Raw genomic sequence first — 26,022 nt, forward strand, 5'->3', positions numbered from 1 at the left:
AGGGGGTACGCGATGCCGAATTCGGGTCGCGGAGACAAAAAACCTTGCTGAACTTTCAGGAGATTTGAATCATGAGTACTGCATTTTCGCTGGCCCCTCTGTTCCGTTCCTCGGTGGGCTTCGACCGTTTCAACGACCTGTTCGAAACCGCACTGCGCAACGAACCGGGCAGCAGTTATCCACCTTACAACGTGGAAAAACACGGCGATGACGAATACCGCATCGTAGTCGCCGCTGCCGGGTTCCGGGAAGAAGACCTGGACCTGCAAGTGGAAAAAGGTGTGCTGACCATCAGCGGCGGCAAGCGCGAGGCCAGCAACGACAGCGTGACCTACCTGCACCAAGGCATCGCCCAGCGGGCGTTCAAGCTGTCCTTCCGGTTGGCGGATCATATCGAGATCAAGGCCGCCGGCCTGAGCAACGGTCTGTTGAGCATCGACCTGTTGCGCGTGGTACCGGAAGAGGCGAAAGCCAAGCGCATCCCGATCAACGGTGCGCAGCAAAAACCCGCGCTGGAGAATTGATCCATCGCAATTGAAGAAGGGCGCCGAATGGCGCCCTTCTTCATTTTTGAGATCGGTGGAAGATTAATCGTGGCGAGGGGATTTATCCCCGCTGGGCTGCGAAGCAGCCCTTAAAGCCGTCGCCTCGGCGTGTCAGGCTAAACAGCGTCGTCTGTTCTTTTTTGGGGCTGCTTCGCAACCCAGCGGGGATAAATCCCCTCGCCACAAAAGCCCGTCTTGTATTGCGGTTCAAAATTAGGGCAACAACCGCTCAAACGCCTCCAGCGGCAACGGCCGGCTGTGCAGGTAACCCTGGTACAAATGACAATCGAGCCCCTGCAGGAACTGCAATTGTTCCAGCGTCTCCACCCCTTCGGCGATCATTTCCAGGTTCAGGCTACGGGCCATGGCCACGATGGCGCGGATGATTTCGGCGTCGTTGGGGTCGCTGGTGGCGTCCCGCACGAAGGATTGATCGATTTTCAACGTGTCGACCGGTAGGCGTTTGAGGTACGTCAGCGACGAGTATCCCGTGCCGAAATCATCCATGGCGAAGCTCACGCCCAGTTTCTTGAGGCGACGCATCTTGCCGATGGTGTCGTCCAGGTTCTGGATTACGATGCCTTCGGTGATTTCCAGTTTGAGCACGCAATAGGGCAGGCCGTGACGGGAGAGGCTGCTTTCGATGCGTTCGACGAAATCACTCTGGCGAAACTGCCGTGGGCTGATGTTGACGCACAATTTGAAGCGCTGTGGATCGACCTTGCTCTTGGCGATCAAGTGCTTGAAGCCGTTGCAGGCTTCATCGAGGATCCAGGTCCCGACCTCCAGGATCAAGCCGCTGTCTTCCAGTACCTTGATGAACTCGTTGGGCGACTGCGCACCCAGGTCCGGATGATTCCAACGGACCAGGGCTTCGGCGCCGATGATGCGGTTGTCCCGGGCATCGATCTGGGGCTGAAAATGCAAACTGAACTCGTTGCGAGCCAGGGCCTGGCGCAAGTCGGTTTCCATGCGCAGTCGCTCGCTCGCGGCTTTTTGCATGGTGGCGTGGAACATCTGCGACGTGTTGCGCCCCGAGTCCTTGGCGCGGTAAAGGGCAATGTCGGCGCGCTTGAGCAGGTCGGTCGGGGTGGAGCCGTGGTCCGGAATCAGCGCCATGCCAATGCTGGGGGTAACTTGAAGCCGTTGGCCGTCCAGGAACATCGGCTCCGAGAGCAGGTCACGCAGGGTGTCGGCCAGGTTCTGTACCTGTTCGCTGACCGCGGCCCGTGTGCCTTCGAGGCCGCTGAGCAGTACCACGAACTCGTCGCCACCCAGCCGCGCCACGGTGTCTTCGAGGCGCACGCTGGCTTCGAGGCGTGCGGTGATGATCTTCAGCACCGTATCGCCCACCGGATGGCCGAGGGAGTCATTGATGTGCTTGAAGTGGTCCAGGTCGAGGAACAGCAGGGCTCCGCGAAGGCTGTGGCGCTTGAGCAAGGCGATCTGCTGGCTCAAGCGGTCCATCAACAACGCCCGGTTGGGCAGGTTGGTGAGTGGGTCGTGATAAGCCAGGTGGCGGATCTGCGCTTCGGCGTTGCGCAGCAGGCTGACGTCCCGGGCTGTCAGCAGCAGACAGGCGGTCTCGTTGAGCGTGATGGGTTCCACCGACACTTCCACCGTGAGGATTTCCCCACGCTTGTTGCGCCCGAGCATTTCCTGATGCACGACCCGGCCCTTGAGCTGTAGCTCTGCCAGCAGCGCCGTGCGTTGTTTTTCCTCGGCCCAGATGCCGACTTCGTACACTGTGTGGCCGACCACTTCGTCGGCGCGATAGCCAGTGAGGCGGCAGAAACCGTCGTTGACCTCAAGGTAGCGGCCGCTTTCGCATTCAGTGATGGTGATGGCGTCAGGGCTGGAGTGGAAAGCTTTGGCGAATTTTTCCTCGCTGGCCTTGAGCGCCGCCTCGGAACGCTGCTGCTGGGTGATGTCCCGCAGGGTGGTGACGATGCAGGGCTGGTTGCCGACGTGGATCTGCCGGCTGGAAATCACGCAGGTCAGCGGCTGGCCGTTCTTGTGGTGGACGACGATGGCGACATTGCTCAGCGATTGCTCGCGGATCACCCGTTCGATGCGTTGCAGGCTGCTGCCGGACGCGTCCCACAGACCAATCTCGTCGGCGCTGCGGCCGATGACGTCGCTGGCCGCCCAGCCGAAGGTCTGGGTGAAGCTGGAGTTGATTTCCAGGAATCTGCCATCGTCCTGGTGGGTCACGCAGATCGGGTCGGGGCTGACCTGGAACAGTGTGGCGAATTTTTCTTCCGATGCCGCCAGGCTCTGTTCGCGCTCCACCTGATCGGTGATGTCGAGCAACGTGCCGGCCATGCGCAAGGGGCTGCCGTCGTCGTCGCGGTAGAGGCGGGCGCGGCTCTCCAGATAGCGTGAGCTGCCGTCCGGCAGCTGCACGCGATAGGTCAATTGATAGTTGCCCGCCGGGCCTTCGCGCAGGCTGCGGTAGGCGTTGCGCATGTTGTTGCGTTCTTCGGTGGGTACGCCCTCGAAAAATGCGTCGAACGATTCATGAAAGGCTTTGGGCTCCAGGCCATGGAGCTGCGCGGCCCGGGCCGAACCGTAGAGCATGCCGCTGGGAATGTGCCAGTCCCAGGTGCCCAGTTGCGCCGAGTCGAGGGCCAGGTCCAGGCGTTCCTGGCTGTCCTTGAGGGCCTGTTCGGCGAGTTTGCGCTCGGTGGTATCGAGGAACGTGCTCAGCAGGTACGGTTGGCCTTCGAGTTCGACTTTCTGCGCGCTGAGGATGCCGTTGTGGACCTGGCCGTTACTGGCCCGGAACTCCACTTCCATGCTCACCAGTTCGCCTTTGGCCTTGGTCGCCTCCACCAGCTTCGCCCGTTGCCTGGGGTCGACCCACAGGCCCAGTTCCAGGGTGGTGCGGCCAATCACATCGTGAACCGGCCAGCCGAACAGGCTTTCGAAATACTGGTTGGCTTCGCTGATCAGGCCGTCCTCCTGGCGGGTCAGCAAGACCATGTTCGGGCAAAGATGAAAAAGCGTGGCGAAGCGTTTTTCCGAGCTGCGCAGCGCCTGTTCCCGTTCGCGCTGGTGGGTGATCTCGCGAATGACCCCGATCATGCGTGGACGGCCATGTTTGTCGGGCAATACGCTGCCGCTGATTTCCAGCCAATGCAGGCTGCCGTCGGGCCAGACGATTCGGTGGTGCATGGCCTGCTCGAGCGGTGCGCCGGCCACCGCCGCGTGAAACGCGCGCATGGCCCGGGCCCGGTCCTCGGGCAGCAACAGATCGAGGTAGTCCACGTCGGCGGGTAACGGTTGGCGCGGATCGAAGCCGAACAGTGCCTGGGTGCCTCGGGACCAACTGATCTGCCCGGTATCGATGTCCCACGACCAGGCCCCCAGCCGCGCTCCGTTCAGGGCGGCCAGCAGCTGTGGCGCGCTGTCCCAGCTTTGCTCGGACCGCTTCGGGTCGAGCGCCTGGATACGCGGCAGGGGCGGAAGATGGTCGGCGGGTTTGGGCATTCTCTAGCGGGCCTTGGGCGGGTGGGTGTGATGCACAGGCGTAGTGGCCCTATAGGAGTAGCACAACTTATGCCCTTGTCCCTGGCAGATCGATTTGTGCGTCCAGTAGAGCCATGAAAGCCCGTGCTGCATTCGACAGCGTCCGTTCGGTGTGCACGATATAGCCTAGCTGGCGACTGAGCTGTATGCCCGGCAAAGGAATGCGCGCCACCTGTTCGTCGAGCATGGTGCGCGGCAGGACGCTCCAGGCCAGGCCGATGGAGACCATCATCTTTATGGTCTCCAGATAATTCGTGCTCATGGCGATGTTCGGAGTCAGGCCTTGGGCTTCGAACAGTCGCTGGACGATGTGATGGGTGAAGGTATTGCCGCCAGGGAACACCGCCGGATGCAAGGCGATGTCCGCCAGGCTCACTGCGCCGTTTTCCAGCAGCGCGTGTTCCGGCGCTACGACGAAATCCAGCGGGTCATCCCACACCGGCTTGGCCCTTACCAGTGCGTGGGGCTCGGGGGCGAGGGTGATGACGGCGAGTTCCGCGCGACCGTGAAGGATTTCCTCGTAGGCCACTTCCGAATCAAGGAACTGAATATCCAATGCCACCTGTGGGTAGCGTCGGGTGAATTCCCTTAATAAGGAGGGCAGGCGATGCAAGCCGATGTGGTGACTGGTGGCGAGGGTCAGCCGCCCGGTCACTTCGCCGGTCAGATTGGTCAGCGCGCGGCGGGTGTCGTCGAGCACGTTGAGAATCTGATAGGCCCGGGGCAGCAGCGCCCGGCCGGCTTCGGTCAGGCCAATTTCACGACCCAGCCGGTCGAAGAGGCGCACATTGAGCTGTTGTTCCAGCCCGGCAATACGCTTGCTGATAGCGGGCTGGGTGAGGTGCAGGCGCTCGCCGGCTCCGGAGAAACTGCCGGTCTCGGCGATGGCAATAAAGGCGTTGAGGTTGGCTAAGTCCATGGCCGTACCGGTCGAATTCCTGTTGGTTATGCAAAGCATGAAAAATATGAATTTGAGTTATTTAATGTAGCCTCATAACATCAGCCTCACAAGCCAAGGGGGCATTTACTCACTCAAGACCCAGGGCATAGAAACAAGCTGATGAGGAAACCGTGTGATGGCCGGCAAAACGCTCTACGACAAGCTCTGGGATTCGCATTTGGTCAAGCAGCGCGACGATGGCTCGGCGCTGATCTACATCGATCGTCACATCATCCATGAAGTGACTTCGCCGCAAGCCTTCGAAGGCCTGCGCCTGGCTGGGCGCAAGCCTTGGCGCATCGATGCCAACATCGCCACCCCGGACCACAACGTACCGACCACCCCGGAGCGCAAGGGCGGCATCGAAGCCATTGCCGACCAGGTCTCGCGTCTTCAAGTCCAGACCCTCGACGACAACTGTGATGAATACGGCATCGTTGAATTCAAGATGAACGACGTGCGCCAGGGCATCGTCCACGTCATCGGCCCGGAGCAAGGCGCGACCTTGCCCGGCATGACCGTGGTCTGCGGTGACTCCCATACCTCGACCCACGGCGCATTCGGCGCCTTGGCCCACGGCATCGGCACTTCCGAGGTCGAGCACGTGCTCGCCACCCAGTGCCTGGTCGCCAAGAAAATGAAAAACATGCTGGTGCGCGTCGAGGGCAAGTTGCCGTTCGGCGTGACCGCCAAGGACATCGTCCTGGCCGTGATCGGCAAGATCGGTACCGCTGGCGGTAACGGCCATGCCATCGAGTTCGCCGGCAGCGCGATCCGCGACTTGTCCGTCGAGGGCCGCATGACCATCTGCAACATGTCCATCGAAGCCGGCGCGCGCGTCGGGTTGGTGGCCGCCGATGAAAAAACCGTCGAATACGTCAAGGGCCGTCCGTTCTCGCCCAAAGGCGCGGAGTGGGACATGGCGGTCGAAGCCTGGAAAGACCTGGTCTCTGACCCGGACGCCAAATTCGACACCGTGGTCGAGCTCGATGCGACGCAGATCAAGCCGCAAGTCAGCTGGGGCACTTCGCCGGAAATGGTCCTGGCAGTGGACCAGAACGTGCCGGATCCGGCCAAGGAAACGGACCTGGTCAAGCGCGACTCCATTGTCCGTGCCTTGAAGTACATGGGCTTGAGCGCCAACCAGGCGATCACCGACATTCAGCTCGACCGTGTTTTCATCGGCTCCTGCACCAACTCGCGGATTGAGGACCTGCGCGCCGCGGCGGTCATCGCCAAGGGCCGCAAGGTCGCCTCGACCATCAAACAGGCCATCGTGGTGCCGGGCTCGGGCCTGGTGAAGGCCCAGGCCGAAGCGGAAGGGCTGGACAAGATTTTCCTCGAAGCCGGTTTCGAATGGCGTGAGCCGGGTTGCTCGATGTGCCTGGCGATGAACCCGGACCGCCTGGAGTCGGGCGAGCATTGCGCCTCGACGTCCAACCGAAATTTCGAAGGCCGTCAGGGTGCCGGTGGTCGTACGCACCTGGTTAGCCCGGCGATGGCCGCGGCGGCAGCTGTCAACGGCCGTTTCGTCGACGTCCGCGAATTGATCTGAAGGAGCGCAGCATGAAAGCTTTTACCCAGCACACCGGTCTTGTCGCGCCTTTGGATCGTGCCAATGTCGACACCGACCAGATCATCCCCAAGCAATTCTTGAAATCCATCAAGCGCACCGGCTTCGGCCCGAACCTGTTCGACGAATGGCGCTACCTGGATGTCGGCCAGCCGTACCAGGACAACTCCAAGCGTCCGCTGAACAAGGACTTCGTGCTCAACGCCGAGCGCTACCAAGGCGCCAGCGTGTTGCTGGCCCGTGAGAACTTCGGCTGCGGCTCGAGCCGCGAGCACGCGCCGTGGGCCTTGGAAGAGTACGGTTTTCGCAGCATCATCGCGCCGAGCTACGCCGACATTTTCTTCAACAACAGCTTCAAGAACGGCCTGCTGCCGATCATCCTCAGCGACGCCGAAGTGGACGAGCTGTTCCAGCAGGTCGAGGCCAATCCTGGTTATCAATTGCAGATCGACCTGGCCGCGCAGACGGTGACCCGTCCCGACGGCAAGGTGTTGGGTTTCGAGATCGATGCGTTTCGCAAGCATTGCCTGCTCAATGGCCTGGATGACATCGGCCTGACCTTGCAGGACGGCGAGGCAATTGCCGCGTTCGAGGCCAAGCATCGGGCGAGCCAGCCTTGGTTGTTTCGCGATGCTTGATTGACCTGAGATAGATGTAGTCAGTGCAGGCCCCTTCGCGAGCAGGCTCGCTCCCACAGGGATTGTGGACGCTGCAAGTCCAGTGTGGGAGCGAGCCTGCTCGCGAAGACGGCGGCACTGACACCACAAGGCTATACCCAAAAAGGAAGTCCCCATGACCAGCACCGCCCACAGCCAAGTCGTCCAAAAGCAATTCGGTGAACAGGCCTCGGCCTACCTGAGCAGTGCCGTGCACGCCCAGGGCACCGAGTTCGCCCTGCTACAGGCCGAGCTGGCCGGTCGTGGCGATGCCCGTGTGCTGGACCTGGGTTGCGGCGCCGGCCATGTGAGTTTCCACGTGGCGCCGCTGGCCGGTAAGGTGGTGGCGTACGATCTGTCCCAGCAGATGCTCGACGTGGTGACGGCGGCGGCTGCCGAGCGTGGCCTGGGCAATATCAGCACGGTTCGTGGCGCCGCCGAGCGGTTGCCGTTCGCCGACGCTGAGTTCGACTTCGTGTTCAGCCGCTATTCGGCGCATCATTGGAGCGACCTCGGCCTGGCATTGCGGGAAGTGCGCCGGGTGCTCAAGCCGGGCGGGGTGGTAGCGTTCATCGATATCCTGTCGCCTGGCACGCCGTTACTGGACACCTACCTGCAAAGCATCGAAGTGCTGCGCGACACCAGCCATGTGCGCGACTATTCGGCCGCCGAATGGTTGCGCCAGGTCAGCGAAGCGGGGCTGCACACTCGCAGCACGTCGCGCCAGCGCCTGCGCCTGGAGTACCAGTCCTGGGTCGAGCGCATGCGCACCCCCGAGGTGATGCGTGCGGCGATTCTTGAGCTGCAGCGTTCGATGGGCGACGAAGTGCGTGAATATTTTCAGATTGAGGCCGATGGTTCGTTCAGTACAGATGTGCTGGTGCTGTGGGCCGAGCGATAGGATTTTTACCGGTCGGCCCCAGGGGTTGTGCCGAAAACCGAACAAACGAGGAAAGCATGAGCAAACAGATTCTGATTCTCCCAGGTGACGGCATCGGCCCGGAAATCATGGCCGAGGCGGTCAAGGTCCTGGAGTTGGCGAACGACAAGTACGGCCTGGGCTTCGAACTCAGCCACGACGTCATTGGTGGCGCGGCCATCGACAAGCACGGCGTACCCCTGGCCGATGAAACCCTGGACCGTGCCCGTGCCGCCGATGCCGTGCTGCTGGGCGCCGTGGGCGGCCCGAAATGGGACAAGATCGAACGCGACATCCGCCCGGAGCGCGGCCTTCTGAAGATTCGTGCGCAACTGGGTCTGTTTGGCAACCTGCGTCCGGCGATCCTTTATCCGCAACTGGCCGACGCGTCGAGCCTGAAGCCGGAAATCGTCTCGGGCCTGGACATCCTCATCGTCCGCGAACTGACCGGCGGTATCTACTTCGGCGCCCCGCGCGGCACCCGTGAGCTGGAGAATGGCGAGCGCCAGGCCTACGACACCCTGCCTTACAGCGAAAGCGAAATCCGCCGTATCGCCCGGGTCGGCTTCGACATGGCCCGCGTGCGGGGCAAGAAACTGTGCTCGGTGGACAAGGCCAACGTGCTGGCTTCCAGCCAACTGTGGCGCGAAGTGGTCGAGCAGGTGGCCAAGGATTACCCGGACATCGAACTGAGCCACATGTACGTCGACAACGCGGCGATGCAACTGGTGCGTGCGCCGAAGCAGTTCGACGTGATCGTCACCGACAACATGTTCGGCGACATCCTGTCCGACGAAGCGTCAATGCTCACCGGTTCCATCGGCATGCTGCCGTCGGCTTCCCTGGACGCCAACAACAAGGGCATGTACGAGCCGTGCCACGGTTCGGCGCCGGACATCGCCGGGCAGGGCATTGCCAACCCGTTGGCGACCATCCTGTCGGTGTCGATGATGCTGCGCTACAGCTTCAACTTGAACGATGCCGCCGACGCGATCGAAAAAGCCGTCAGCGTGGTCCTGGACCAGGGCTTGCGCACCGGTGATATCTGGTCGCAAGGCTGTACCAAAGTCGGTACGCAGCAAATGGGCGATGCAGTAGTCGCCGCGCTGCGGAATCTGTAATCTTTCGGGCCCACCGCCTCGACGGTGGCCCACTTTTGTATAGGTGTGTTGCGATGAAACGTGTAGGTCTGATCGGTTGGCGCGGCATGGTCGGTTCCGTGCTCATGCAGCGAATGCTGGAAGAGCAGGATTTCGATCTCATTGAGCCGGTGTTCTTCACCACTTCCAACGTGGGTGGCCAGGGCCCGTCCGTGGGCAAGGACACCGGTGCGCTCAAGGATGCCTACAGCATCGACGAGCTCAAGACCCTCGACGTGATTTTGACCTGCCAGGGCGGCGACTACACCAGCGAAGTCTTCCCGAAACTGCGTGAAGCCGGCTGGCAGGGTTACTGGATCGATGCCGCTTCCAGCCTGCGCATGCAGGACGACGCGGTGATCATCCTCGACCCGGTCAACCGCAAGGTCATCGACCAGCAGCTGGATGCGGGCACCAAGAACTACATCGGCGGCAACTGCACCGTCAGCCTGATGCTGATGGGTCTGGGCGGCCTGTTCGAAGCGGGCCTGGTGGAGTGGATGAGCGCCATGACCTATCAGGCAGCCTCCGGTGGCGGCGCGCAGCACATGCGCGAGCTGATCAAGCAAATGGGCGTGACCCACGGCGCCGTGGCTGACGAGCTGGCGAACCCGGCCAGTGCCATCCTGGACATCGACCGCAAGGTCGCCGAAGCGATGCGCAGCGATGCCTACCCGACCGAGAATTTCGGCGTGCCGCTGGCCGGCAGCCTGATCCCTTGGATCGACAAGGAACTGCCGAACGGCCAGAGCCGTGAAGAATGGAAGGCCCAGGCCGAGACCAACAAGATCCTGGGCCGCTTCAAGAGCCCGATCCCGGTGGACGGCATCTGCGTGCGCATCGGCGCCATGCGTTGCCACAGCCAGGCGCTGACCATCAAGCTGAACAAAGACGTGCCGATCGCCGACATCGAAGGCTTGATCAGCCAGCACAACCCGTGGGTCAAGCTGGTGCCGAACAACCGTGAAACCAGCATGCAGGAGCTGAGCCCGACCAAGGTCAACGGCACCCTGAACGTGCCAGTGGGCCGCTTGCGCAAACTGAACATGGGCTCGCAGTTCGTCGGTGCCTTCACCGTTGGCGACCAACTGTTGTGGGGCGCGGCCGAACCGCTGCGCCGCATGCTGCGGATTTTGCTCGAGCGTTGATCGATTGTCGCTGTGAAAGAACCCGCGCCTTGTAAGAGGTGCGGGTTTTTTATTGGGGCAGTTTTTGGGTGTCTGGACCGGCCCCTTCACGAGCAGGCTCGCTTCCACAGGTTTTGTGTTCACTGAAGATCCAATGTGGGAGCGAGCCTGCTCGCGAAGGGGCCGCCACAGTCACCACAAACTTCCCGCCAATTGCCTGCCCACCCACCACCCGGTAAAGTGCCGCTCCCCACGTTTTACCTGAGGTAGACCCATGAGCCAGTCCTTTGATATTGCCGTGATCGGCGCCACCGGTACTGTCGGCGAAACCCTCGTCCAGATCCTTGAAGAGCGCGACTTCCCGATCGGCAACCTGCACCTGTTGGCCAGCAGCGAGTCGGCGGGCAGCTCGGTGATGTTCCGGAGTAAAAACGTGCGGGTGCGCGAGGTCGATGAGTTCGATTTCAGCAAAGTCCAACTGGCGTTTTTCGCGGCGGGGCCGGCGGTCACTCTGAGCTTCGCTCCGCGCGCCACGGCGGCCGGCTGCGCGCTGATCGACCTGTCCGGTGCGCTGCCGGCCGAACAGGCGCCGCAGATCGTACCGGAGGCCAACCCGCATGTGCTGGCGAATCTGTCCAGGCCCGTGCAGGTCAGCAGCCCGAGCCCCTCGGCGACGGTCCTGGCCGTTGCCTTGGCACCGTTGCGCCAATGCCTGGATATCCAGCGCGTGAGCCTGACTGCCAGCCTCGCCGTATCGGCCCAAGGCCGCGTTGCGGTCACTGAATTGGCGCGCCAGACGGCGGAATTGCTCAACGCCCGTCCGCTCGAACCGACGTTCTTCGACCGGCAGATGGCGTTCAACCTGTTGGCCCAGGTGGGTAGTCCCGATGCGCAGGGCCATACCCCACTGGAAAAGCGACTGGTGAGTGAGCTGCGCCAAGTGCTGGAGCAACCTTTGTTAAAGATTTCCGCGACTTGCATTCAAGCCCCGGTGTTTTTTGGCGATAGCTTTAGCGTGACCGTGGAGTCTGCCGGTCCCGTCGACCTGGCGAAGGTCAACGCCGCCCTGGAAGCGGCCCCCGGCATCGAGCTGGTGGAGGCGGGTGATTATCCGACGCCGGTGGGTGATGCGGTGGGGCAGGATGTGGTCTATATCGGTCGCGTGCGCGGCGGCATCGATGATCCGTCGGAGCTGAATATGTGGCTGACGTCGGATAACGTGCGCAAGGGCGCGGCGCTCAACGCGGTGCAGGTGGCTGAGTTGTTGATAAAAGACCTGCTGTAAAAGATACTTGGCAACAATTTGTCGAATGGTTCTAGCTGGGCGCTATGCTTGGCCAGAGTGCTGAAGGCGAACCTCCCTCCCGGGGACTGCCTCGGGCATGAGTGAAACGATCGCGCGCACCGTCGCTTGGGGCTGCGCGCAATGCCTTACGGCAGCGGCATCAACACCTTCTCGCTGGCCGAGGAATGTTCAAACAAAGGAAGAGGCTATGGTTCAAGTTCGCAAACTGGTGTTAGCAATAGCGGCCGCCTCGGCGCTGTCCTCCGGTATGGCGCAAGCGCTCGGGCTGGGGGAATTGACCCTCAAGTCGCCGCCGAACCAGCCTCTGGTGGCCGAGATCGAACTGCTCGATGTCCAGCAACTGACCGCCGCCGAGGTGGTGCCGAGCCTGGCCCCACCTGAAGAATTCGCCAAGGCGGGCATTGACCGCCAAGCCTTTCTCAATGAATTGAGCTTCACACCGGTGATCAACGCCAACGGCAAGAGTGTCCTGCGGGTGACTTCCAGCCGGCCGCTGACCGAACCGATGGTCAAGTTCCTCGTGCAGGTGATGTGGCCCAACGGCCGCTTGCTGCGCGACTACAGCGTACTGCTCGATCCGTCTAAGTTCTCGCCGCAGGCCGCCGACGCCGCTCGGGCGAAGCCGTCCCAGGTGGTGTCTTCGCCGGTCACCGGGGCTACCAAGCCGTCCCAATACACCACGACGCCGCGCGATACCCTATGGGAAATCGCCGCCAAGGTGCGCAACGGTGGTTCGGTGCAGCAAACGATGCTGGCGATCCAGGCGTTGAACCCGAACGCATTCATCGACGGCAACATCAACCTGCTCAAGACCGGCCAGGTGTTGCGCCTGCCCGATCCGGTGCAAAGCACGGCATTGCCGCAGCCCCAGGCCATTGCCGAAGTGGCCGCTCAAAACGCCGCCTGGCGCCAGGGGCGTCGGAGCGGGGCGGGTAACGGACGCCAGCAGGTGGACGCCACCCGGCGTGGCGGTGGCGATAACGCACCGGCCCAGGGCGCGGCTCGCGATAACCTGAGCCTGGTTTCCGCCGAGTCGGCGAAAGCGGGTGCCAAAGGCAAAGGCGCAGCCGGTGATGCCCAGGCCCTGAGTAACCAACTTGCCGTGACTCAGGAAAGCCTCGATTCGGCTCGTCGCGACAATGAAGAACTGAAGAGCCGCATGGCCGATCTTCAGAGCCAGCTGGACAAACTGCAGCGCCTGATCGAGCTGAAGAACAATCAACTGGCGAAAATGCAGGCCGAAGGCGTCGCGGTCCCGCCCACTGGCGAAGCCACCCCGGCGATGTCGGCGGAACTGACCCCCGCGCCAGCGGCACAAGCACCGTCCGCCGCCCCGGCACCCCAGGCCACCCCAGAAGCGACCCCGCCGGTTGAACCGGCGCCGGCCGCAGCCGACGAGAAAAAATACAACGACCTGCTGACCAATCCGATCCTGCTGGGCCTGATTGGCGGCGGTGCGTTGCTCCTCTTGCTGCTGCTCCTGCTGCTCGCTCGCCGCCGCAAGGCCCAGCAGGAAGCCGAGAAACATCTGCGCATGGCCCGAGCCCTCGAGGAGGAGGCCGACTTCTCCCCGGAGTTCGATCTGCCCCCGAGCAGCTTCGAGGGCATTGAAGTACCACCACCTAGCGTAAAGCTCGAACCCAAGCCAGCCCCCGCGCCAGCCCCTAGGCCTGCCCCGGTGGTTGCGCCCGTGGTCGTCACGCCCCCCATAGCCGCACCGCTGGTAGCACCGGCCGCGGAGCGTTCGGATGACGTGCTGCCCCAGGCTCAGTCGCACATCGATCGTGGTCGCTTGAATCAGGCCGCCGACCTGCTTGAGCAAGGCATCAAGGCCGAGCCCCAGCGCAGCGACCTGCGCTTGAAGCTGATGGAAGTCTACGGCCAGCAGGGCGACCGCGACGCCTTTGTCGCCCAGGAGCGGCAGTTGGTCGCCAATGGCGAGAATTACGCCCAGGTCGAACAGCTCAAGAGCCGTTTCCCGGCCATGGCGGTCGCCGCTGGTGCAGGCCTGGCTGCGGCAGCCGTCGCCGCTGAGTTGGATGCCCAGTACGTCAAGGAGCTGTTGGAAGACAAATCGCCGACCGACGACGAGCTCGACAGCGCTTTTGATCTGAGCCTGGAGGACATGGACACCGCTCCGGTCGCGCCAGCCCCCGAGCCGCTCGCCGAACTGGATGCGTTTCCGCAAGACGATGACCTGAGTTTTGAATCGGTGCTCAAGCAACAGACCGAGGCCAACGAAAGCCTCGACGATCTGTCGGAGTTCGATCTGGACCTGGGCGCGGATGCTCCGGCACCCGCCTTGGCGGATGAAGACTTCCTGCTGGACCTGGACGACGATCTCAAGGGGTTGGACATTCCAGCGGCCGAAACGCCCGCGTTGGATGACACGCCGGCCGACGATCTTGAACTGCCGGCGGATTTCGATCTGTCCCTGGCCGACGAGATGGACGCCCACGATCAGCCTAAGGATGCCTTCGAGTCCGAGCTGGACGATGTCAACGCCGAGCTGGATCGCCTGTCCGACAACATAGGCCAGCCAACCTTCACTGCTGAAGACGCCTTGGCGACTGCCGACGACGAGCCGGACTTCGATTTCCTCAGCGGCACCGACGAAGTGGCAACCAAGCTCGATCTGGCCCAGGCCTACATCGACATGGGCGACAATGACGGCGCCCGGGATATCCTCGGCGAAGTGCTCAGTGAAGGCGATGCCACGCAGAAGAGCGAAGCGAAGGAGATGTTGTCGCGCCTGGCGTGAGTCGGCGGTTAAACAAAAACGGCAGCCGGTGAGGCTGCCGTTTTTATTTGCAGGTTTTGTAGCGTCTGGGCTGGCGGCATCGCGAGCAAGCTCGCTCCCACAAGGATTCGCGGTGAGCGCAGAATCCATGAGCACCCGAGAACCCTGTGGGAGCGAGCTTGCTCGCGATGGCGCCAGTCCATTCCCGACAGTGCCCACCTGTGGCACTAGCATCCCGCCCAGCCGGCTTTATAATGCCCGCCTTTGCGTACCTCAGCAGGCTGTAATTCCTTGGCAAACATAGACAACCCGGCCGCCGAAATGGCGGCCGACGGCTTTTTCCGAATCGCCTTGGGCGTTGAATACAAAGGCTCGCGCTATCGCGGCTGGCAGCGTCAGGCCTCCGGCGTATTAACGGTGCAGGAAATCCTTGAAGACGCACTGTCCAAAGTCGCCGATTCCCCCGTGTCGCTGCATTGCGCCGGACGTACCGACGCCGGCGTGCATGCCTGCGGCCAGGTGGTGCATTTTGACACCCAAGTCGAGCGCTCGATGAAGGCTTGGGTGATGGGGGCCAATATCAACCTGCCGCACGATGTCAGCGTCAGTTGGGCAAAGGCGATGCCCGCGCATTTCCATGCGCGCTTCAAGGCTATCGCCCGGCGCTATCGCTACGTGATCTACAACGATCAGATCCGCCCAGCGCACCTGAATGAAGAAATCACCTGGAACCACCGTCCGCTGGATGTCGAGCGTATGGCCGAGGCCGCGCAATACCTGGTCGGCGTCCATGATTTCAGCGCTTTTCGCGCGGGGCAGTGCCAGGCCAAGTCGCCGATCAAGGAACTGCACCACCTGCGCGTGACCCGTCACGGCAAGATGATCGTGCTTGATATCCGCGCCAGCGCCTTTCTGCACCACATGGTGCGCAACATCGCCGGTGTGCTGATGACCATCGGCGCGGGTGAGCGGCCGGTGGAATGGGTCAAGGAAGTGCTCGAAAGCCGCATTCGCCGCTCGGGAGGCGTGACCGCGCACCCGTTTGGCCTGTACCTGGTCCAGGTTGAATATCACGACGAATTCGAGTTGCCTGAGCGTTACATCGGGCCACATTTCCTCACGGGGTTCTCGGAACTCGACGGCTGACGCCCTCCGCTGCATTTGTTACCATCCGGGACTTCCACGGATTTGCCTGAGGTTTTATCCACCATGTCGGTCGTTCGCAGCAAGATATGCGGAATCACCCGAGTCGAAGACGCCTTGGCGGCGGTCGACGCCGGTGCGGACGCCATCGGGCTCGTGTTCTACGCCAAGAGCCCGCGGGCGGTGACGGTGCAGCAGGCACGAGCGATCATCCAGGCGCTGCCACCCTTCGTCACGCCGGTCGGCCTGTTCGTCAATGCGAGTCGTTGCGAGCTGGGCGAAATCCTCGATGCGGTGCCGCTGGCCTTCCTGCAGTTCCATGGCGACGAGACACCCGCCGATTGCGAGGGTTGGCATCGACCGTACATCAAGGCGTTGCGGGTCAAGGCCGGCGACGACATCGCCGCCAGTTGCAAAGCCTTTTCCGGGGCCAGCGGTATCTTGCTGGACACCTACGTGGAGGGCGTTCCGGGAGGGACCGGTGAAGCGTTCGACTGGACGTTGGTGCCGCAGGGCCTGGACAAGCCGATCATCCTCGCCGGTGGCCTGACGGCGGACAACGTGGCTGACGCCATCGCCCAGGTTCGACCCTACGCGGTGGACGTCAGTGGCGGGGTGGAGCAGGCCAGGGGCATCAAGGACCCAGCGAAGATCCGGGCATTCATGGCGGCTGTGCGCAGCAGCCAGTCGTCAATGTGACGGCTGGCAGACTGCCGCCGTCCATACCTGCACTGTTCAAAGCAGGCAGGCGCCGCCTACGGGTGGGCCGATAGCGTAGTGGCAATCGCAGTGCAGCGGTTGCCGGGATGGCGGGGGATGGTTGGGCTGGGCGCAGGTCATGTTTCGCACTGACCGCGACGATCCTCGTTCCTCGCCGCACAATGAATTTGAGCTCAAGGGCATACGCGGGGCCGCGAACCAGAGCGTTCGGGCCGCCGGTACTGGAGAAAGAAGCATGAGCAACTGGTTGGTAGACAAACTGATCCCTTCGATCATGCGTTCCGAGGTGAAGAAAAGCTCGGTGCCTGAAGGTCTGTGGCACAAATGTCCATCCTGCGAAGCGGTGCTGTACCGTCCCGAGCTGGAAAAGACCCTGGACGTTTGCCCCAAGTGCAACCACCACATGCGCATCGGCGCGCGTGCCCGTATCGATATCTTCCTGGACGCCGAAGGCCGTGTTGAGCTGGGTGCCGACCTGGAGCCCGTGGACCGCCTTAAATTCCGCGACGGCAAGAAATACAAGGATCGCCTGACCGCTGCCCAGAAGCAGACCGGTGAAAAAGACGCCCTGGTTTCCATGAGCGGCACCCTGTTGGGCATGCCGGTGGTGGTGTCGGCCTTTGAATTCTCGTTCATGGGCGGTTCCATGGGCGCCATCGTCGGCGAGCGCTTCGTTCGCGCCGCCAACTACGCCCTGGAAAACCGGTGCCCGATGATCTGCTTCGCCGCCTCCGGTGGCGCGCGGATGCAGGAGGCCCTGATCTCGCTGATGCAAATGGCCAAGACCTCCGCGGTACTGGCGCGCTTGCGTGAAGAAGGCATTCCGTTCATCTCGGTGCTGACCGATCCGGTCTACGGCGGTGTTTCCGCCAGTCTGGCGATGCTGGGCGACGTCATCGTCGGCGAGCCGAAAGCCCTGATCGGCTTCGCCGGTCCGCGTGTGATCGAGCAGACCGTGCGTGAAAAGCTGCCGGAAGGTTTCCAGCGCAGCGAATTCCTGCTGGAACATGGCGCGATCGACATGATCATTCACCGCCAGGAGCTGCGTCCGCGCCTGGGTAATCTGCTGGCGCAACTGATGGGCCTGCCGACGCCGACCTTCGTCGCCACGCCAATCGAGCCGATCGTGGTTCCGCCGGCGCCTGCTGGCCTATGACCGAACGTACCCTGGGCGACTGGCTTGCCTACCTCGAGCAGTTGCATCCATCGGCCATCGACATGGGGCTGGAGCGCTCGCAAGCGGTAGCGTCCCGCATGGGACTGGCCAAGCCGGCGCCTCGGGTCATCACGGTTACCGGCACCAACGGCAAGGGGTCGACCTGCGCCTTTCTGGCCTCGCTGCTGCGGGCCCAGGGATTAAGTGTCGGCGTCTACAGTTCGCCGCACCTGCTGCGCTATAACGAGCGGGTGCAGGTCAACGGTGTCGAAGCTTCCGACGCCGATCTGTGTGAAGCCTTCGCGGCGGTGGAAGCCGGGCGGGGCGAGACTTCCCTGACCTATTTCGAGATGGGCACGCTCGCGGCGTTCTGGCTGTTCGCCCGTGCCGGCCTGGATGCGGTCGTGCTGGAAGTCGGCCTGGGTGGTCGCCTGGATACCGTCAATCTCGTGGACGCGGACATCGCGCTGGTCACCAGTATTGGCGTGGATCACGCCGATTACCTGGGCGATACCCGCGAGTCCGTGGCTTTCGAGAAGGCCGGTATTTTTCGCCAGGGCGCGCCGGCACTCTGCGGCGATCTCGATCCGCCGCAGCCGTTGCTGGATAAAGTGCGCGAGCTGGGCTGCCCGTTCTTCCTGCGTGGGCGGGACTTCGACCTGGCCATGACGGAGCGGCACTGGCAATGGCGTGGCAGCGATGCTCGGGGCAACCCGGTCGAGCTGCGTGACCTGCCGCAGCTGGACTTACCAATGGAGAACGCCGCGCTGGCACTGCAGGCCTACCTGCTGCTCGGGCTGCCGTGGGACACCGGACGGATTATCCAGGCACTGCAGGCGACTCGCGTTGTCGGTCGTCTTGATCGCCGCTCGATCGATTGGCAAGGCAAGCGCCTCAACGTGCTCTTGGATGTCGGTCACAACCCCCACGCGGCGCAGTACCTGGCCGAACGCCTGGCGCGTCGACCCGTGGCGGGCAAGCGGCTGGCGGTGTTTGGCCTGCTGTCGGACAAGGACCTGGATGGCGTTGTCGATGCGTTGGGTGCTAGTGTCCATCACTGGGCCGTGACGCCACTGGATTCGCCGCGTTCGCGTCCGGCCAGCGAGTTGCAGGCGGTGTTGCAGCATCGTGGCGCTTCGGTGGAAGCTTATGGCAGTGTGGCTGACGCGCTGGAAGGGCAGTGCGCCCTGGCGACGGCAGACGACGAGATTCTGTTGTTCGGATCATTTTATTGCGTTGCCGAGGCCCTTCAATGGTTGGCCCGGCGCTCCACGGAGGAAGCTGCAGATGGCATTGCTGGATAAGGCTTACAAGCAGCGCATGGTCGGGGCCCTGGTGTTGGTGGCCCTGGCGGTGATCTTCCTGCCGATGCTGTTTTCCCGGCAGGACGAGCAGCGCCAGGTCACGGTTGATGCGCCGGCCGCGCCCCAAGCGCCTGCGGTGCCACCCGTGCAAGTCGAACCCGTGCCAGTGCCCGAGCCGCAGGCACTGCCCCAGGAGCCGGTGCCGAGCGACGCGGAATTGGCTGAACAATCCGCCGCGCCTACCGCGCCGGTCGGGTCCACGCCGACAGCGCCCGCATCTGCCGCTGTCGCGCCTGCCCCGGCGGCACCCGCCAAGCCTGCTGTAGCGCCAACGCCCATCCCGGCGACGCCGGCGATCAAACCGGCGCCAAGCCAGCCGATCACCGCGGGCCCCAAGCCAGACACCACCCAGAGCCGCGTCGATGCCAACGGCCTGTCGGTGAGCTGGTCGGTGCAACTGGCCAGCCTGACCAGTCGCGAAAGCGCGGAAAAACTGCAGAAAAACCTGCGCAGCCAGGGCTACAACGCCTACATCCGTTCCGCCGATGGCAAGAATCGGGTCTTTGTCGGTCCGTTGATCGAGCGTGCCGAGGCCGACCGTCTGCGCGACTTGCTCAATCGCCAGCAGAACCTCAAGGGCTTTGTGGTTCGCTTCCAGCCAGAGCGCGGTTGACAGCCATTTAGCCGATTTGAATCACGCAGCTTACCGACAGCCCTGCGCTCTGCTAAAATGCGCCGCCTTATCCGTCTGTAGGCTGCACCGTGCCATTTACCTGGGTTGACTGGGCGATCGTTGCGATCGTCGCCATCTCCGCATTGATCAGTCTGAGTCGCGGCTTCGTCAAGGAAGCGCTCTCGCTGCTGACCTGGATCATCGCGGGAGTCGTGGCCTGGATGTTTGGTGGCTCGCTGTCCCAGTACCTCGCCGGATACATCGAAACACCCTCGGCCCGCGTGATCGCGGGCTGTGCCATCTTGTTTATCGCCACCTTGCTGGTGGGCGCAATGATCAATTATCTGATCGGCGAACTGATTCGCGTCACCGGGCTTTCCGGGACGGACCGGTTCCTGGGCATGGCTTTCGGCGCGGCGCGTGGCGCCTTGCTGGTGGTCGTGGCCGTCGGGCTGTTGAGCCTGGGGCCGGTACAGCAGGATACGTGGTGGCAGGAGTCCCGGCTCGTGCCACAATTTCTATTGGTCGCAGACTGGTCCAAGAACCTGATCCTGGGTTGGAGCAGTCAGTGGCTTGCCAGCGGTATCAGCGTACCCGCTGAAATACCGTTCAAGGAACAGCTCTTACCGATGGCCAAAACGCCGCAGTGAGTGTTGTTCAGTTCAGATCCATTAAGTAGGGGTTGCGTCGCATGTGTGGCATCGTCGGTATCGTCGGTAAGTCGAACGTCAATCAGGCGCTGTATGACGCGCTAACCGTGCTCCAGCACCGCGGCCAGGACGCTGCCGGTATCGTGACCAGCCATGACGGCCGGTTATTCCTGCGCAAGGACAATGGCCTGGTGCGCGACGTGTTCCATCAGCGTCACATGCAGCGCCTCGTCGGGCATATGGGCATCGGCCATGTGCGTTACCCCACAGCGGGTAGCTCGACTTCGGCCGAAGCCCAGCCGTTCTATGTCAACTCGCCGTACGGCATCACGTTGGCGCACAACGGCAACCTGACCAATGTCGAGCAACTGGCCAAGGAGATCTACGAATCTGATTTGCGCCACGTCAACACCAGTTCCGACTCGGAAGTGATGCTCAACGTCTTCGCTCACGAGCTGGCCCAGCGCGGCAAGCTGCAGCCGACCGAAGAAGACGTGTTCGCCGCCGTGACCGACGTGCACAACCGTTGCGTGGGTGGCTACTCGGTGGTGGCGATGATCACCGGCTACGGCATCGTCGGTTTCCGCGACCCGCACGGTATTCGTCCGATCGTGTTCGGCCAGCGTCACACCGACGAAGGCGTCGAGTACATGATCGCCTCCGAGAGCGTGTCCCTGGACGTGCTTGGTTTCACCCTGATTCGCGACCTGGCCCCGGGCGAAGCGGTCTACATCACTGAAGACGGCAAGTTGTTCACCCGCCAGTGCGCGACCAACCCGAGCCTGACGCCGTGTATCTTCGAGCACGTCTACCTGGCCCGTCCGGACTCGATCATTGACGGTATCTCGGTCTACAAGGCGCGCCTGCGCATGGGCGAGAAGCTCGCCGACAAGATCCTGCGCGAGCGTCCGGACCATGACATCGACGTGGTCATCCCGATCCCGGACACCAGCCGCACCGCGGCCCTGGAGCTGGCGAACCATTTGGGCGTGAAGTTCCGCGAAGGCTTCGTGAAGAACCGCTACATTGGCCGCACCTTCATCATGCCGGGCCAGGCTGCACGGAAAAAATCCGTACGCCAGAAGCTCAACGCCATTGAACTGGAATTCCGCGGCAAGAACGTGATGCTGGTGGACGATTCCATCGTGCGCGGTACCACCTGCAAGCAGATCATCCAGATGGCCCGCGAAGCCGGCGCCAAGAATGTCTACTTCTGCTCGGCGGCCCCGGCCGTGCGCTACCCGAACGTCTACGGCATCGATATGCCGAGTGCCCATGAGCTGATCGCTCATAACCGCACGACCCAGGAAGTGGCCGACCTGATCGGCGCCGACTGGCTGATCTACCAGGACTTGCCGGACCTCATCGAAGCGGTGGGTGGCGGCAAGATCAAGATCGAGCAGTTCGATTGTGCGGTATTCGACGGCAAGTACGTCACCGGCGACATCGACGAGGCCTACCTGAATCGGATCGAGAACGCGCGTAACGACGCGTCCAAGGCCAAGACGCAGGCGGTCAGCGCGATCATCGATCTGTACAACAACTGAGTCACGAACCGGCCCCGAGGGGCCGGTTTGCGTTTAACCGATTACAGGAGTGGCAGCATGAGTCAGGATTGGGATGCCGGTCGGCTGGACAGCGACCTTGAAGGCGTAGCGTTCGATACCCTGGCGGTTCGCGCGGGCCAGCACCGTACACCGGAAGCCGAACATGGCGATCCGATGTTCTTCACCTCCAGCTACGTGTTCCGCACGGCCGCCGATGCCGCGGCGCGCTTTGCCGGGGAAGTGCCGGGCAACGTCTACTCGCGTTACACCAACCCGACCGTGCGGGCTTTCGAGGAGCGTATCGCCGCCCTGGAAGGCGCCGAGCAAGCCGTGGCGACCGCCACCGGCATGGCCGCGATCATGGCGGTGGTGATGAGCTTCTGCAGCGCTGGCGACCATGTGCTGGTGTCGCGCAGCGTCTTCGGCTCGACCATCAGCCTGTTCGAAAAGTACTTCAAGCGTTTCGGCGTGGAAGTCGATTACGTGCCCCTGGCGGACCTGTCCGGTTGGGATGCCGCGATCAAGGCCAATACCAAGCTGCTTTTCGTCGAGTCGCCGTCCAATCCGCTTGCTGAGCTGGTGGACATCGCCGCGCTGGCGGAAATCGCCCATGCCAAGGGCGCCATGCTGGTGGTCGACAACTGCTTCTGCACACCGGCGCTGCAACAGCCGCTCAAGCTGGGCGCGGACGTGGTGGTGCATTCGGCCACCAAGTTCATCGACGGCCAAGGTCGTTGCATGGGCGGTGTCGTTGCTGGTCGTGGCGAGCAAATGAAAGAGGTCGTGGGCTTCTTGCGCACCGCTGGGCCGACCCTCAGCCCGTTCAATGCCTGGATCTTCCTCAAAGGCCTGGAAACCCTCGGCCTACGGATGAAGGCTCATTGCGCCAATGCCCAGGCCCTGGCCGAGTGGCTGGAGCAGCAGGACGGTATCGAGAAAGTGCATTACGCCGGCCTCAAGAGCCATCCGCAACACGAACTGGCCTTGCGTCAGCAGCGCGGTTTCGGCGCGGTGGTGAGCTTCGAGGTCAAGGGCGGCAAGGAGGGCGCCTGGCGTTTCATCGACGCGACCCGGTTGATCTCCATCACCGCCAACCTCGGTGACAGCAAAACCACCATTACCCACCCGAGCACCACCTCCCACGGTCGCCTGTCGCCCCAGGAGCGTGAATCGGCGGGTATCCGTGACAGCCTGATCCGCGTGGCGGTCGGCCTGGAAGACGTGGCGGACCTGCAAGCCGACCTGGCCCGCGGGTTGGCGGCCTTGTGATCGAGCTGGCTACGCCGCCGAGCGGTACTCATGGCCGGGTAGTCCTGGTGACGGGCGCCGCGCGGGGTATCGGCCTTGGGATTGCCGCCTGGCTGATCTGTGAAGGTTGGCAGGTGGTTCTCACCGACCTGGACCGCGAGCGCGGTTCCAAGGTGGCGAAAACCTTGGGTGACAATGCCTGGTTCATCGCCATGGATGTGTCGGACGAGGCCCAGGTTGCCACCGCTATCGCTGAAGTGCTCGGCCAGTTCGGGCGGCTCGACGCGCTGGTGTGCAACGCCGCCATCGCCGACCCGCACAACATCACCCTGGAAAGCCTGGACCTGGCGCATTGGAACCGGGTCCTGGCGGTGAACCTGGGCGGGCCGATGCTGCTGGCCAAGCACTGCGCGCCTTACCTGCGTGCCCACAACGGGGCCATCGTCAACCTGGCCTCGACCCGCGCCGCGCAGTCGGAACCGGACACCGAGGCCTATGCGGCCAGCAAAGGAGGCTTGCTGGCCCTGACTCATGCCCTGGCGATCAGTCTAGGGCCGGAGATTCGGGTCAACGCCGTCAGCCCTGGTTGGATCGACGCGCGAGACCCATCGCAACGTCGAGCGCAGCCGCTCACCGATGCCGATCACGCCCAGCATCCGGCGGGCAGGGTGGGTACGGTGGAGGACGTGGCGGCGATGGTGGCATGGCTGCTTTCGCGCAACGCCGGTTTTGTCACGGGGCAGGAGTTCGTGGTGGATGGCGGCATGACCAAGAAAATGATTTATGAGTAAGGAGCAGCTGCAAGCGGCAAGTTCAAGCTGCAAGCAGCGTGGTGCGGGTCCGGTGCTTTTTACTTGTAGCTTGGCGCTTGTCGCTTGAAACTGTTTCTGAAAAAAATCCAACCCTGCTATTGACTTAGCTTCGGTACCTGCGTAAATTTCGCGGCCTCAACGCAGCAAAGGGTGATTAGCTCAGCCGGGAGAGCGTCTGCCTTACAAGCAGAATGTCGGCGGTTCGATCCCGTCATCACCCACCATGTTTCTTGAGAGTCTTGCGAAAGCAAGATGGAAGCTGTCAAAAGCATCCACCGACGCGCAGCGGTAGTTCAGTCGGTTAGAATACCGGCCTGTCACGCCGGGGGTCGCGGGTTCGAGTCCCGTCCGCTGCGCCATATTTTGCGAAGCAGGTTCGCCTGGTTCGAGATCCAAGCCCGCGGGTTTGGATCAGACGAGTTAAATGGACGCAAGTCCACAGCGATACGCAGCGGTAGTTCAGTCGGTTAGAATACCGGCCTGTCACGCCGGGGGTCGCGGGTTCGAGTCCCGTCCGCTGCGCCATATCTGCTTCGAGGCCCACTGAACGCCTTGAAGCTAAGAAGAGAGCTGAAGAGCTTCTTCCAATCGATAGCAAAGACCCTGGTCGAAAGACCGGGGTTTTTTGTGTCTGGCTGAACAGTATTGGGCCTACAACCGTGGCGAGGGAGCTTGCTCCCGCTGGGCTGCAAAGCAGCCCTTGTGTCGGCCGCTTCAGAACCCCAACCGATCCCGCAACCCGTAATACCAAGCCCCCATCGCTGCAAACGGGGTGCGCAGCAATTGACCGCCGGGGAAGGGGTAGTGAGGCAGGTCCGCAAACGCGTCAAAACGCTCTGCTTGCCCTCGCAATGCCTCTGCCAGTACCTTGCCCGCCAAATGCGTATACGTCACGCCATGACCACTGCAGCCTTGGGAATAATAAATGTTATCCCCCAGCCGCCCGACTTGCGGAAGACGCGACAGAGTCAGTAGGAAATTTCCGGTCCAGGCGTAATCGATCTTCACATCCTTGAGCTGCGGGAACGCTTTGAGCATCTTCGGCCGAATGATCGCTTCAATGTTGGCCGGATCCCTTGCGCCATACACCACGCCACCACCGAAAATCAGGCGCTTGTCACCCGTCAGCCGGTAGTAGTCGAGCAGGTAGTTGCAATCTTCGACGCAGTAATCCTGAGGCAGCAGGCGATGGGCCAACTCGTCCCCCAGCGGCTCAGTGGCGATCACCTGCGTACCACAAGGCATCGACTTGGCCGCCAACTCCGGCACCAGATTGCCCAGGTAAGCATTGCCCGCCACGATAATGAATTTGGCCCTGACCTTGCCCTGCGGCGTATGCACGACCGGACTGGCACCGCGCTCGATGCGCACCGCCGGCGACTGCTCGTAGATCACACCACCCAGTGACTCCACCGCCGCCGCTTCGCCCAGCGCCAGATTGAGCGGGTGGATATGCCCTCCGCTCATATCCAACATGCCGCCGACATACTCCTCGCAAGCCACCACCTCGCGAATACGCCGCTGATCCAGCAACTCCAGCTGTGTATGACCGAAACGCTCCCATAAACGCTTCTGCGACTCCAGATGACCCATCTGTTTAGCGGTGAGGGCCGCGAATACACCGCCGTCCTTCAGATCGCACTGAATCTGATACTTAGCCACCCGCTCACGGATGATCCGTCCACCCTCGAACGCCATGTTGCCGAGCAACTGCGCTTGCTGTGGACCGACGCTGCGCTCGATCACATCGATGTCGCGGCTGTAGCTGTTGACGATCTGCCCACCGTTGCGACCCGAAGCGCCGAAGCCGACCTTCGCCGCCTCGACGATCGTCACTTTAAAACCGTGCTCCAGCAGAAACAGCGCGGAAGACAACCCCGTGTATCCCGCACCGATCACGCAGACATCGGTTTCGACATCATCCTGCAGGGCAGGGCGCGACGGCGTCGCATTGGCCGATGCGGCGTAATAGGACGCTGGGTAGGATGTGTTCGCCATTCTGGAACCTCTGTTTTATATTTTTTACGAATGCAGCGATCCTACCCGAGATAAAAATCCGCCGCCAGCCACCACAAAATCCTTGTCGCCTCGGCGCAATTAAATATTTTGCATATTCATAGGCTTAGGTGAAAAAAAGGTGTTGACACCCCTTTGGAATTCCGTAGAATGCCGCCTCACAGCAGGCACGTAGCTCAGTTGGTTAGAGCACCACCTTGACATGGTGGGGGTCGTTGGTTCGAGTCCAATCGCGCCTACCAAACAAAATCCGCTCTGCTGGGCGGTCTAGAAGGGC

20 protein-coding genes and 4 tRNA genes are annotated in these 26,022 nt (G+C 62.3%); 21 read left to right on the forward strand and 3 right to left on the reverse strand.

The window, feature by feature from the left end; genetic code table 11:
- Nucleotides 1–71: 71 nt before the first annotated feature.
- The gene (locus ACLK1G_RS12330) at nt 72–524 is read left to right on the forward strand and encodes an Hsp20 family protein (protein WP_420765681.1); all 453 of its coding nucleotides are present in this window, start codon (nt 72–74) and stop codon (nt 522–524) included.
- A 234-nt stretch (nt 525–758) separates the two neighbouring features.
- Here the strand turns inward: ACLK1G_RS12330 and ACLK1G_RS12335 are convergent, their stop codons facing one another.
- Together ACLK1G_RS12335 and ACLK1G_RS12340 are read right to left on the reverse strand one after the other, a co-directional pair.
- Nucleotides 759–4,037 carry a PAS domain S-box protein gene (locus ACLK1G_RS12335; protein ID WP_420765682.1) on the reverse strand — a complete coding sequence of 1,093 codons (3,279 nt, stop codon included), beginning with the start codon at nt 4,035–4,037 and terminating at the stop codon, nt 759–761.
- A 67-nt stretch (nt 4,038–4,104) separates the two neighbouring features.
- Nucleotides 4,105–4,995 (reverse strand): LysR family transcriptional regulator, encoded by an 891-nt coding sequence (locus ACLK1G_RS12340; RefSeq protein WP_420765683.1) that lies wholly within the window; start codon nt 4,993–4,995, stop codon nt 4,105–4,107.
- 157 nt (nt 4,996–5,152) lie between these two features.
- On the opposite strand from ACLK1G_RS12340, the gene leuC reads away from it, so the two are divergent.
- From leuC to ACLK1G_RS12435, 19 genes are all read left to right on the forward strand, one after another.
- On the forward strand, nt 5,153–6,571 hold the full coding sequence (leuC, locus tag ACLK1G_RS12345) for a 3-isopropylmalate dehydratase large subunit (protein ID WP_420765684.1): 1,419 nt from the start codon (nt 5,153–5,155) through the stop codon (nt 6,569–6,571).
- A gap of 11 nt (nt 6,572–6,582) precedes the next feature.
- Nucleotides 6,583–7,227, forward strand: coding sequence for a 3-isopropylmalate dehydratase small subunit (leuD, locus tag ACLK1G_RS12350; RefSeq protein ID WP_030142033.1), 645 nt, complete (start codon nt 6,583–6,585; stop codon nt 7,225–7,227).
- 154 nt (nt 7,228–7,381) lie between these two features.
- Nucleotides 7,382–8,146, forward strand: coding sequence for a class I SAM-dependent methyltransferase (locus ACLK1G_RS12355; RefSeq protein ID WP_420765685.1), 765 nt, complete (start codon nt 7,382–7,384; stop codon nt 8,144–8,146).
- Between the two features lie 56 nt (nt 8,147–8,202).
- The gene (leuB, locus tag ACLK1G_RS12360; protein WP_063320312.1) at nt 8,203–9,285 is read left to right on the forward strand and encodes a 3-isopropylmalate dehydrogenase; all 1,083 of its coding nucleotides are present in this window, start codon (nt 8,203–8,205) and stop codon (nt 9,283–9,285) included.
- A gap of 53 nt (nt 9,286–9,338) precedes the next feature.
- Nucleotides 9,339–10,451: an aspartate-semialdehyde dehydrogenase gene (gene asd, locus ACLK1G_RS12365; protein ID WP_420765686.1), complete on the forward strand. Its 1,113-nt coding sequence runs from the start codon at nt 9,339–9,341 to the stop codon at nt 10,449–10,451.
- Between the two features lie 253 nt (nt 10,452–10,704).
- Nucleotides 10,705–11,715 carry an aspartate-semialdehyde dehydrogenase gene (locus ACLK1G_RS12370; protein ID WP_420765687.1) on the forward strand — a complete coding sequence of 337 codons (1,011 nt, stop codon included), beginning with the start codon at nt 10,705–10,707 and terminating at the stop codon, nt 11,713–11,715.
- A gap of 208 nt (nt 11,716–11,923) precedes the next feature.
- Complete coding sequence (locus ACLK1G_RS12375) at nt 11,924–14,497, forward strand: FimV/HubP family polar landmark protein (RefSeq protein ID WP_420765688.1); 2,574 nt, start codon at nt 11,924–11,926, stop codon at nt 14,495–14,497.
- Between the two features lie 300 nt (nt 14,498–14,797).
- The gene (gene truA, locus ACLK1G_RS12380; protein ID WP_420765920.1) at nt 14,798–15,622 is read left to right on the forward strand and encodes a tRNA pseudouridine(38-40) synthase TruA; all 825 of its coding nucleotides are present in this window, start codon (nt 14,798–14,800) and stop codon (nt 15,620–15,622) included.
- A gap of 63 nt (nt 15,623–15,685) precedes the next feature.
- A complete protein-coding gene (locus ACLK1G_RS12385; RefSeq protein ID WP_420765689.1) occupies nt 15,686–16,318 on the forward strand; it encodes a phosphoribosylanthranilate isomerase in 633 nt (210 codons plus the stop codon).
- Nucleotides 16,319–16,574: 256 nt separating this feature from the next.
- Nucleotides 16,575–17,495 (forward strand): acetyl-CoA carboxylase, carboxyltransferase subunit beta, encoded by a 921-nt coding sequence (gene accD, locus ACLK1G_RS12390; RefSeq protein WP_420765690.1) that lies wholly within the window; start codon nt 16,575–16,577, stop codon nt 17,493–17,495.
- A complete protein-coding gene (gene folC, locus ACLK1G_RS12395) occupies nt 17,492–18,799 on the forward strand; it encodes a bifunctional tetrahydrofolate synthase/dihydrofolate synthase (protein WP_420765691.1) in 1,308 nt (435 codons plus the stop codon). Before accD ends, folC begins: the two co-directional genes overlap by 4 nt.
- Nucleotides 18,783–19,472 (forward strand): SPOR domain-containing protein, encoded by a 690-nt coding sequence (locus ACLK1G_RS12400; RefSeq protein WP_420765692.1) that lies wholly within the window; start codon nt 18,783–18,785, stop codon nt 19,470–19,472. The genes folC and ACLK1G_RS12400 overlap by 17 nt, the downstream gene beginning before the upstream one ends.
- Nucleotides 19,473–19,561: 89 nt before the next feature.
- Nucleotides 19,562–20,122, forward strand: coding sequence for a CvpA family protein (locus ACLK1G_RS12405; RefSeq protein WP_039593931.1), 561 nt, complete (start codon nt 19,562–19,564; stop codon nt 20,120–20,122).
- 41 nt (nt 20,123–20,163) lie between these two features.
- Nucleotides 20,164–21,669 (forward strand): amidophosphoribosyltransferase, encoded by a 1,506-nt coding sequence (purF, locus tag ACLK1G_RS12410; protein ID WP_305495814.1) that lies wholly within the window; start codon nt 20,164–20,166, stop codon nt 21,667–21,669.
- Nucleotides 21,670–21,726: 57 nt separating this feature from the next.
- Nucleotides 21,727–22,938 carry an O-succinylhomoserine sulfhydrylase gene (locus tag ACLK1G_RS12415; RefSeq protein ID WP_420765693.1) on the forward strand — a complete coding sequence of 404 codons (1,212 nt, stop codon included), beginning with the start codon at nt 21,727–21,729 and terminating at the stop codon, nt 22,936–22,938.
- The gene (locus ACLK1G_RS12420; RefSeq protein WP_420765694.1) at nt 22,935–23,708 is read left to right on the forward strand and encodes an SDR family oxidoreductase; all 774 of its coding nucleotides are present in this window, start codon (nt 22,935–22,937) and stop codon (nt 23,706–23,708) included. The genes ACLK1G_RS12415 and ACLK1G_RS12420 overlap by 4 nt, the downstream gene beginning before the upstream one ends.
- A gap of 169 nt (nt 23,709–23,877) precedes the next feature.
- Nucleotides 23,878–23,953: transfer RNA gene (locus ACLK1G_RS12425), tRNA-Val, on the forward strand.
- 58 nt (nt 23,954–24,011) lie between these two features.
- A tRNA-Asp gene (locus ACLK1G_RS12430) sits at nt 24,012–24,088 on the forward strand.
- Between the two features lie 89 nt (nt 24,089–24,177).
- A tRNA-Asp gene (locus tag ACLK1G_RS12435) sits at nt 24,178–24,254 on the forward strand.
- Between the two features lie 189 nt (nt 24,255–24,443).
- Here ACLK1G_RS12435 and ACLK1G_RS12440 read toward each other — a convergent pair.
- Nucleotides 24,444–25,727, reverse strand: coding sequence for an NAD(P)/FAD-dependent oxidoreductase (locus ACLK1G_RS12440; protein ID WP_420765695.1), 1,284 nt, complete (start codon nt 25,725–25,727; stop codon nt 24,444–24,446).
- A 183-nt stretch (nt 25,728–25,910) separates the two neighbouring features.
- Between ACLK1G_RS12440 and ACLK1G_RS12445 the strand changes: the two genes are divergently transcribed.
- A tRNA-Val gene (locus tag ACLK1G_RS12445) sits at nt 25,911–25,987 on the forward strand.
- Nucleotides 25,988–26,022 lie beyond the last annotated feature (35 nt).

This window comes from Pseudomonas algeriensis (genome assembly GCF_048847255.1).
Lineage (GTDB): Bacteria > Pseudomonadota > Gammaproteobacteria > Pseudomonadales > Pseudomonadaceae > Aquipseudomonas.

What these genes read in the sequence shown, in the direction of transcription:
- ACLK1G_RS12330 (WP_420765681.1), top strand. Translation starts at nt 72, where the DNA reads ATGAGTACTGCATTTTCGCTGGCCCCTCTGTTCCGTTCCTCGGTGGGC.
- ACLK1G_RS12335 (WP_420765682.1), bottom strand. Translation starts at nt 4,037, where the DNA reads ATGCCCAAACCCGCCGACCATCTTCCGCCCCTGCCGCGTATCCAGGCG.
- ACLK1G_RS12340 (WP_420765683.1), bottom strand. Translation starts at nt 4,995, where the DNA reads ATGGACTTAGCCAACCTCAACGCCTTTATTGCCATCGCCGAGACCGGC.
- leuC (WP_420765684.1), top strand. Translation starts at nt 5,153, where the DNA reads ATGGCCGGCAAAACGCTCTACGACAAGCTCTGGGATTCGCATTTGGTC.
- leuD (WP_030142033.1), top strand. Translation starts at nt 6,583, where the DNA reads ATGAAAGCTTTTACCCAGCACACCGGTCTTGTCGCGCCTTTGGATCGT.
- ACLK1G_RS12355 (WP_420765685.1), top strand. Translation starts at nt 7,382, where the DNA reads ATGACCAGCACCGCCCACAGCCAAGTCGTCCAAAAGCAATTCGGTGAA.
- leuB (WP_063320312.1), top strand. Translation starts at nt 8,203, where the DNA reads ATGAGCAAACAGATTCTGATTCTCCCAGGTGACGGCATCGGCCCGGAA.
- asd (WP_420765686.1), top strand. Translation starts at nt 9,339, where the DNA reads ATGAAACGTGTAGGTCTGATCGGTTGGCGCGGCATGGTCGGTTCCGTG.
- ACLK1G_RS12370 (WP_420765687.1), top strand. Translation starts at nt 10,705, where the DNA reads ATGAGCCAGTCCTTTGATATTGCCGTGATCGGCGCCACCGGTACTGTC.
- ACLK1G_RS12375 (WP_420765688.1), top strand. Translation starts at nt 11,924, where the DNA reads ATGGTTCAAGTTCGCAAACTGGTGTTAGCAATAGCGGCCGCCTCGGCG.
- truA (WP_420765920.1), top strand. Translation starts at nt 14,798, where the DNA reads ATGGCGGCCGACGGCTTTTTCCGAATCGCCTTGGGCGTTGAATACAAA.
- ACLK1G_RS12385 (WP_420765689.1), top strand. Translation starts at nt 15,686, where the DNA reads ATGTCGGTCGTTCGCAGCAAGATATGCGGAATCACCCGAGTCGAAGAC.
- accD (WP_420765690.1), top strand. Translation starts at nt 16,575, where the DNA reads ATGAGCAACTGGTTGGTAGACAAACTGATCCCTTCGATCATGCGTTCC.
- folC (WP_420765691.1), top strand. Translation starts at nt 17,492, where the DNA reads ATGACCGAACGTACCCTGGGCGACTGGCTTGCCTACCTCGAGCAGTTG.
- ACLK1G_RS12400 (WP_420765692.1), top strand. Translation starts at nt 18,783, where the DNA reads ATGGCATTGCTGGATAAGGCTTACAAGCAGCGCATGGTCGGGGCCCTG.
- purF (WP_305495814.1), top strand. Translation starts at nt 20,164, where the DNA reads ATGTGTGGCATCGTCGGTATCGTCGGTAAGTCGAACGTCAATCAGGCG.
- ACLK1G_RS12415 (WP_420765693.1), top strand. Translation starts at nt 21,727, where the DNA reads ATGAGTCAGGATTGGGATGCCGGTCGGCTGGACAGCGACCTTGAAGGC.
- ACLK1G_RS12440 (WP_420765695.1), bottom strand. Translation starts at nt 25,727, where the DNA reads ATGGCGAACACATCCTACCCAGCGTCCTATTACGCCGCATCGGCCAAT.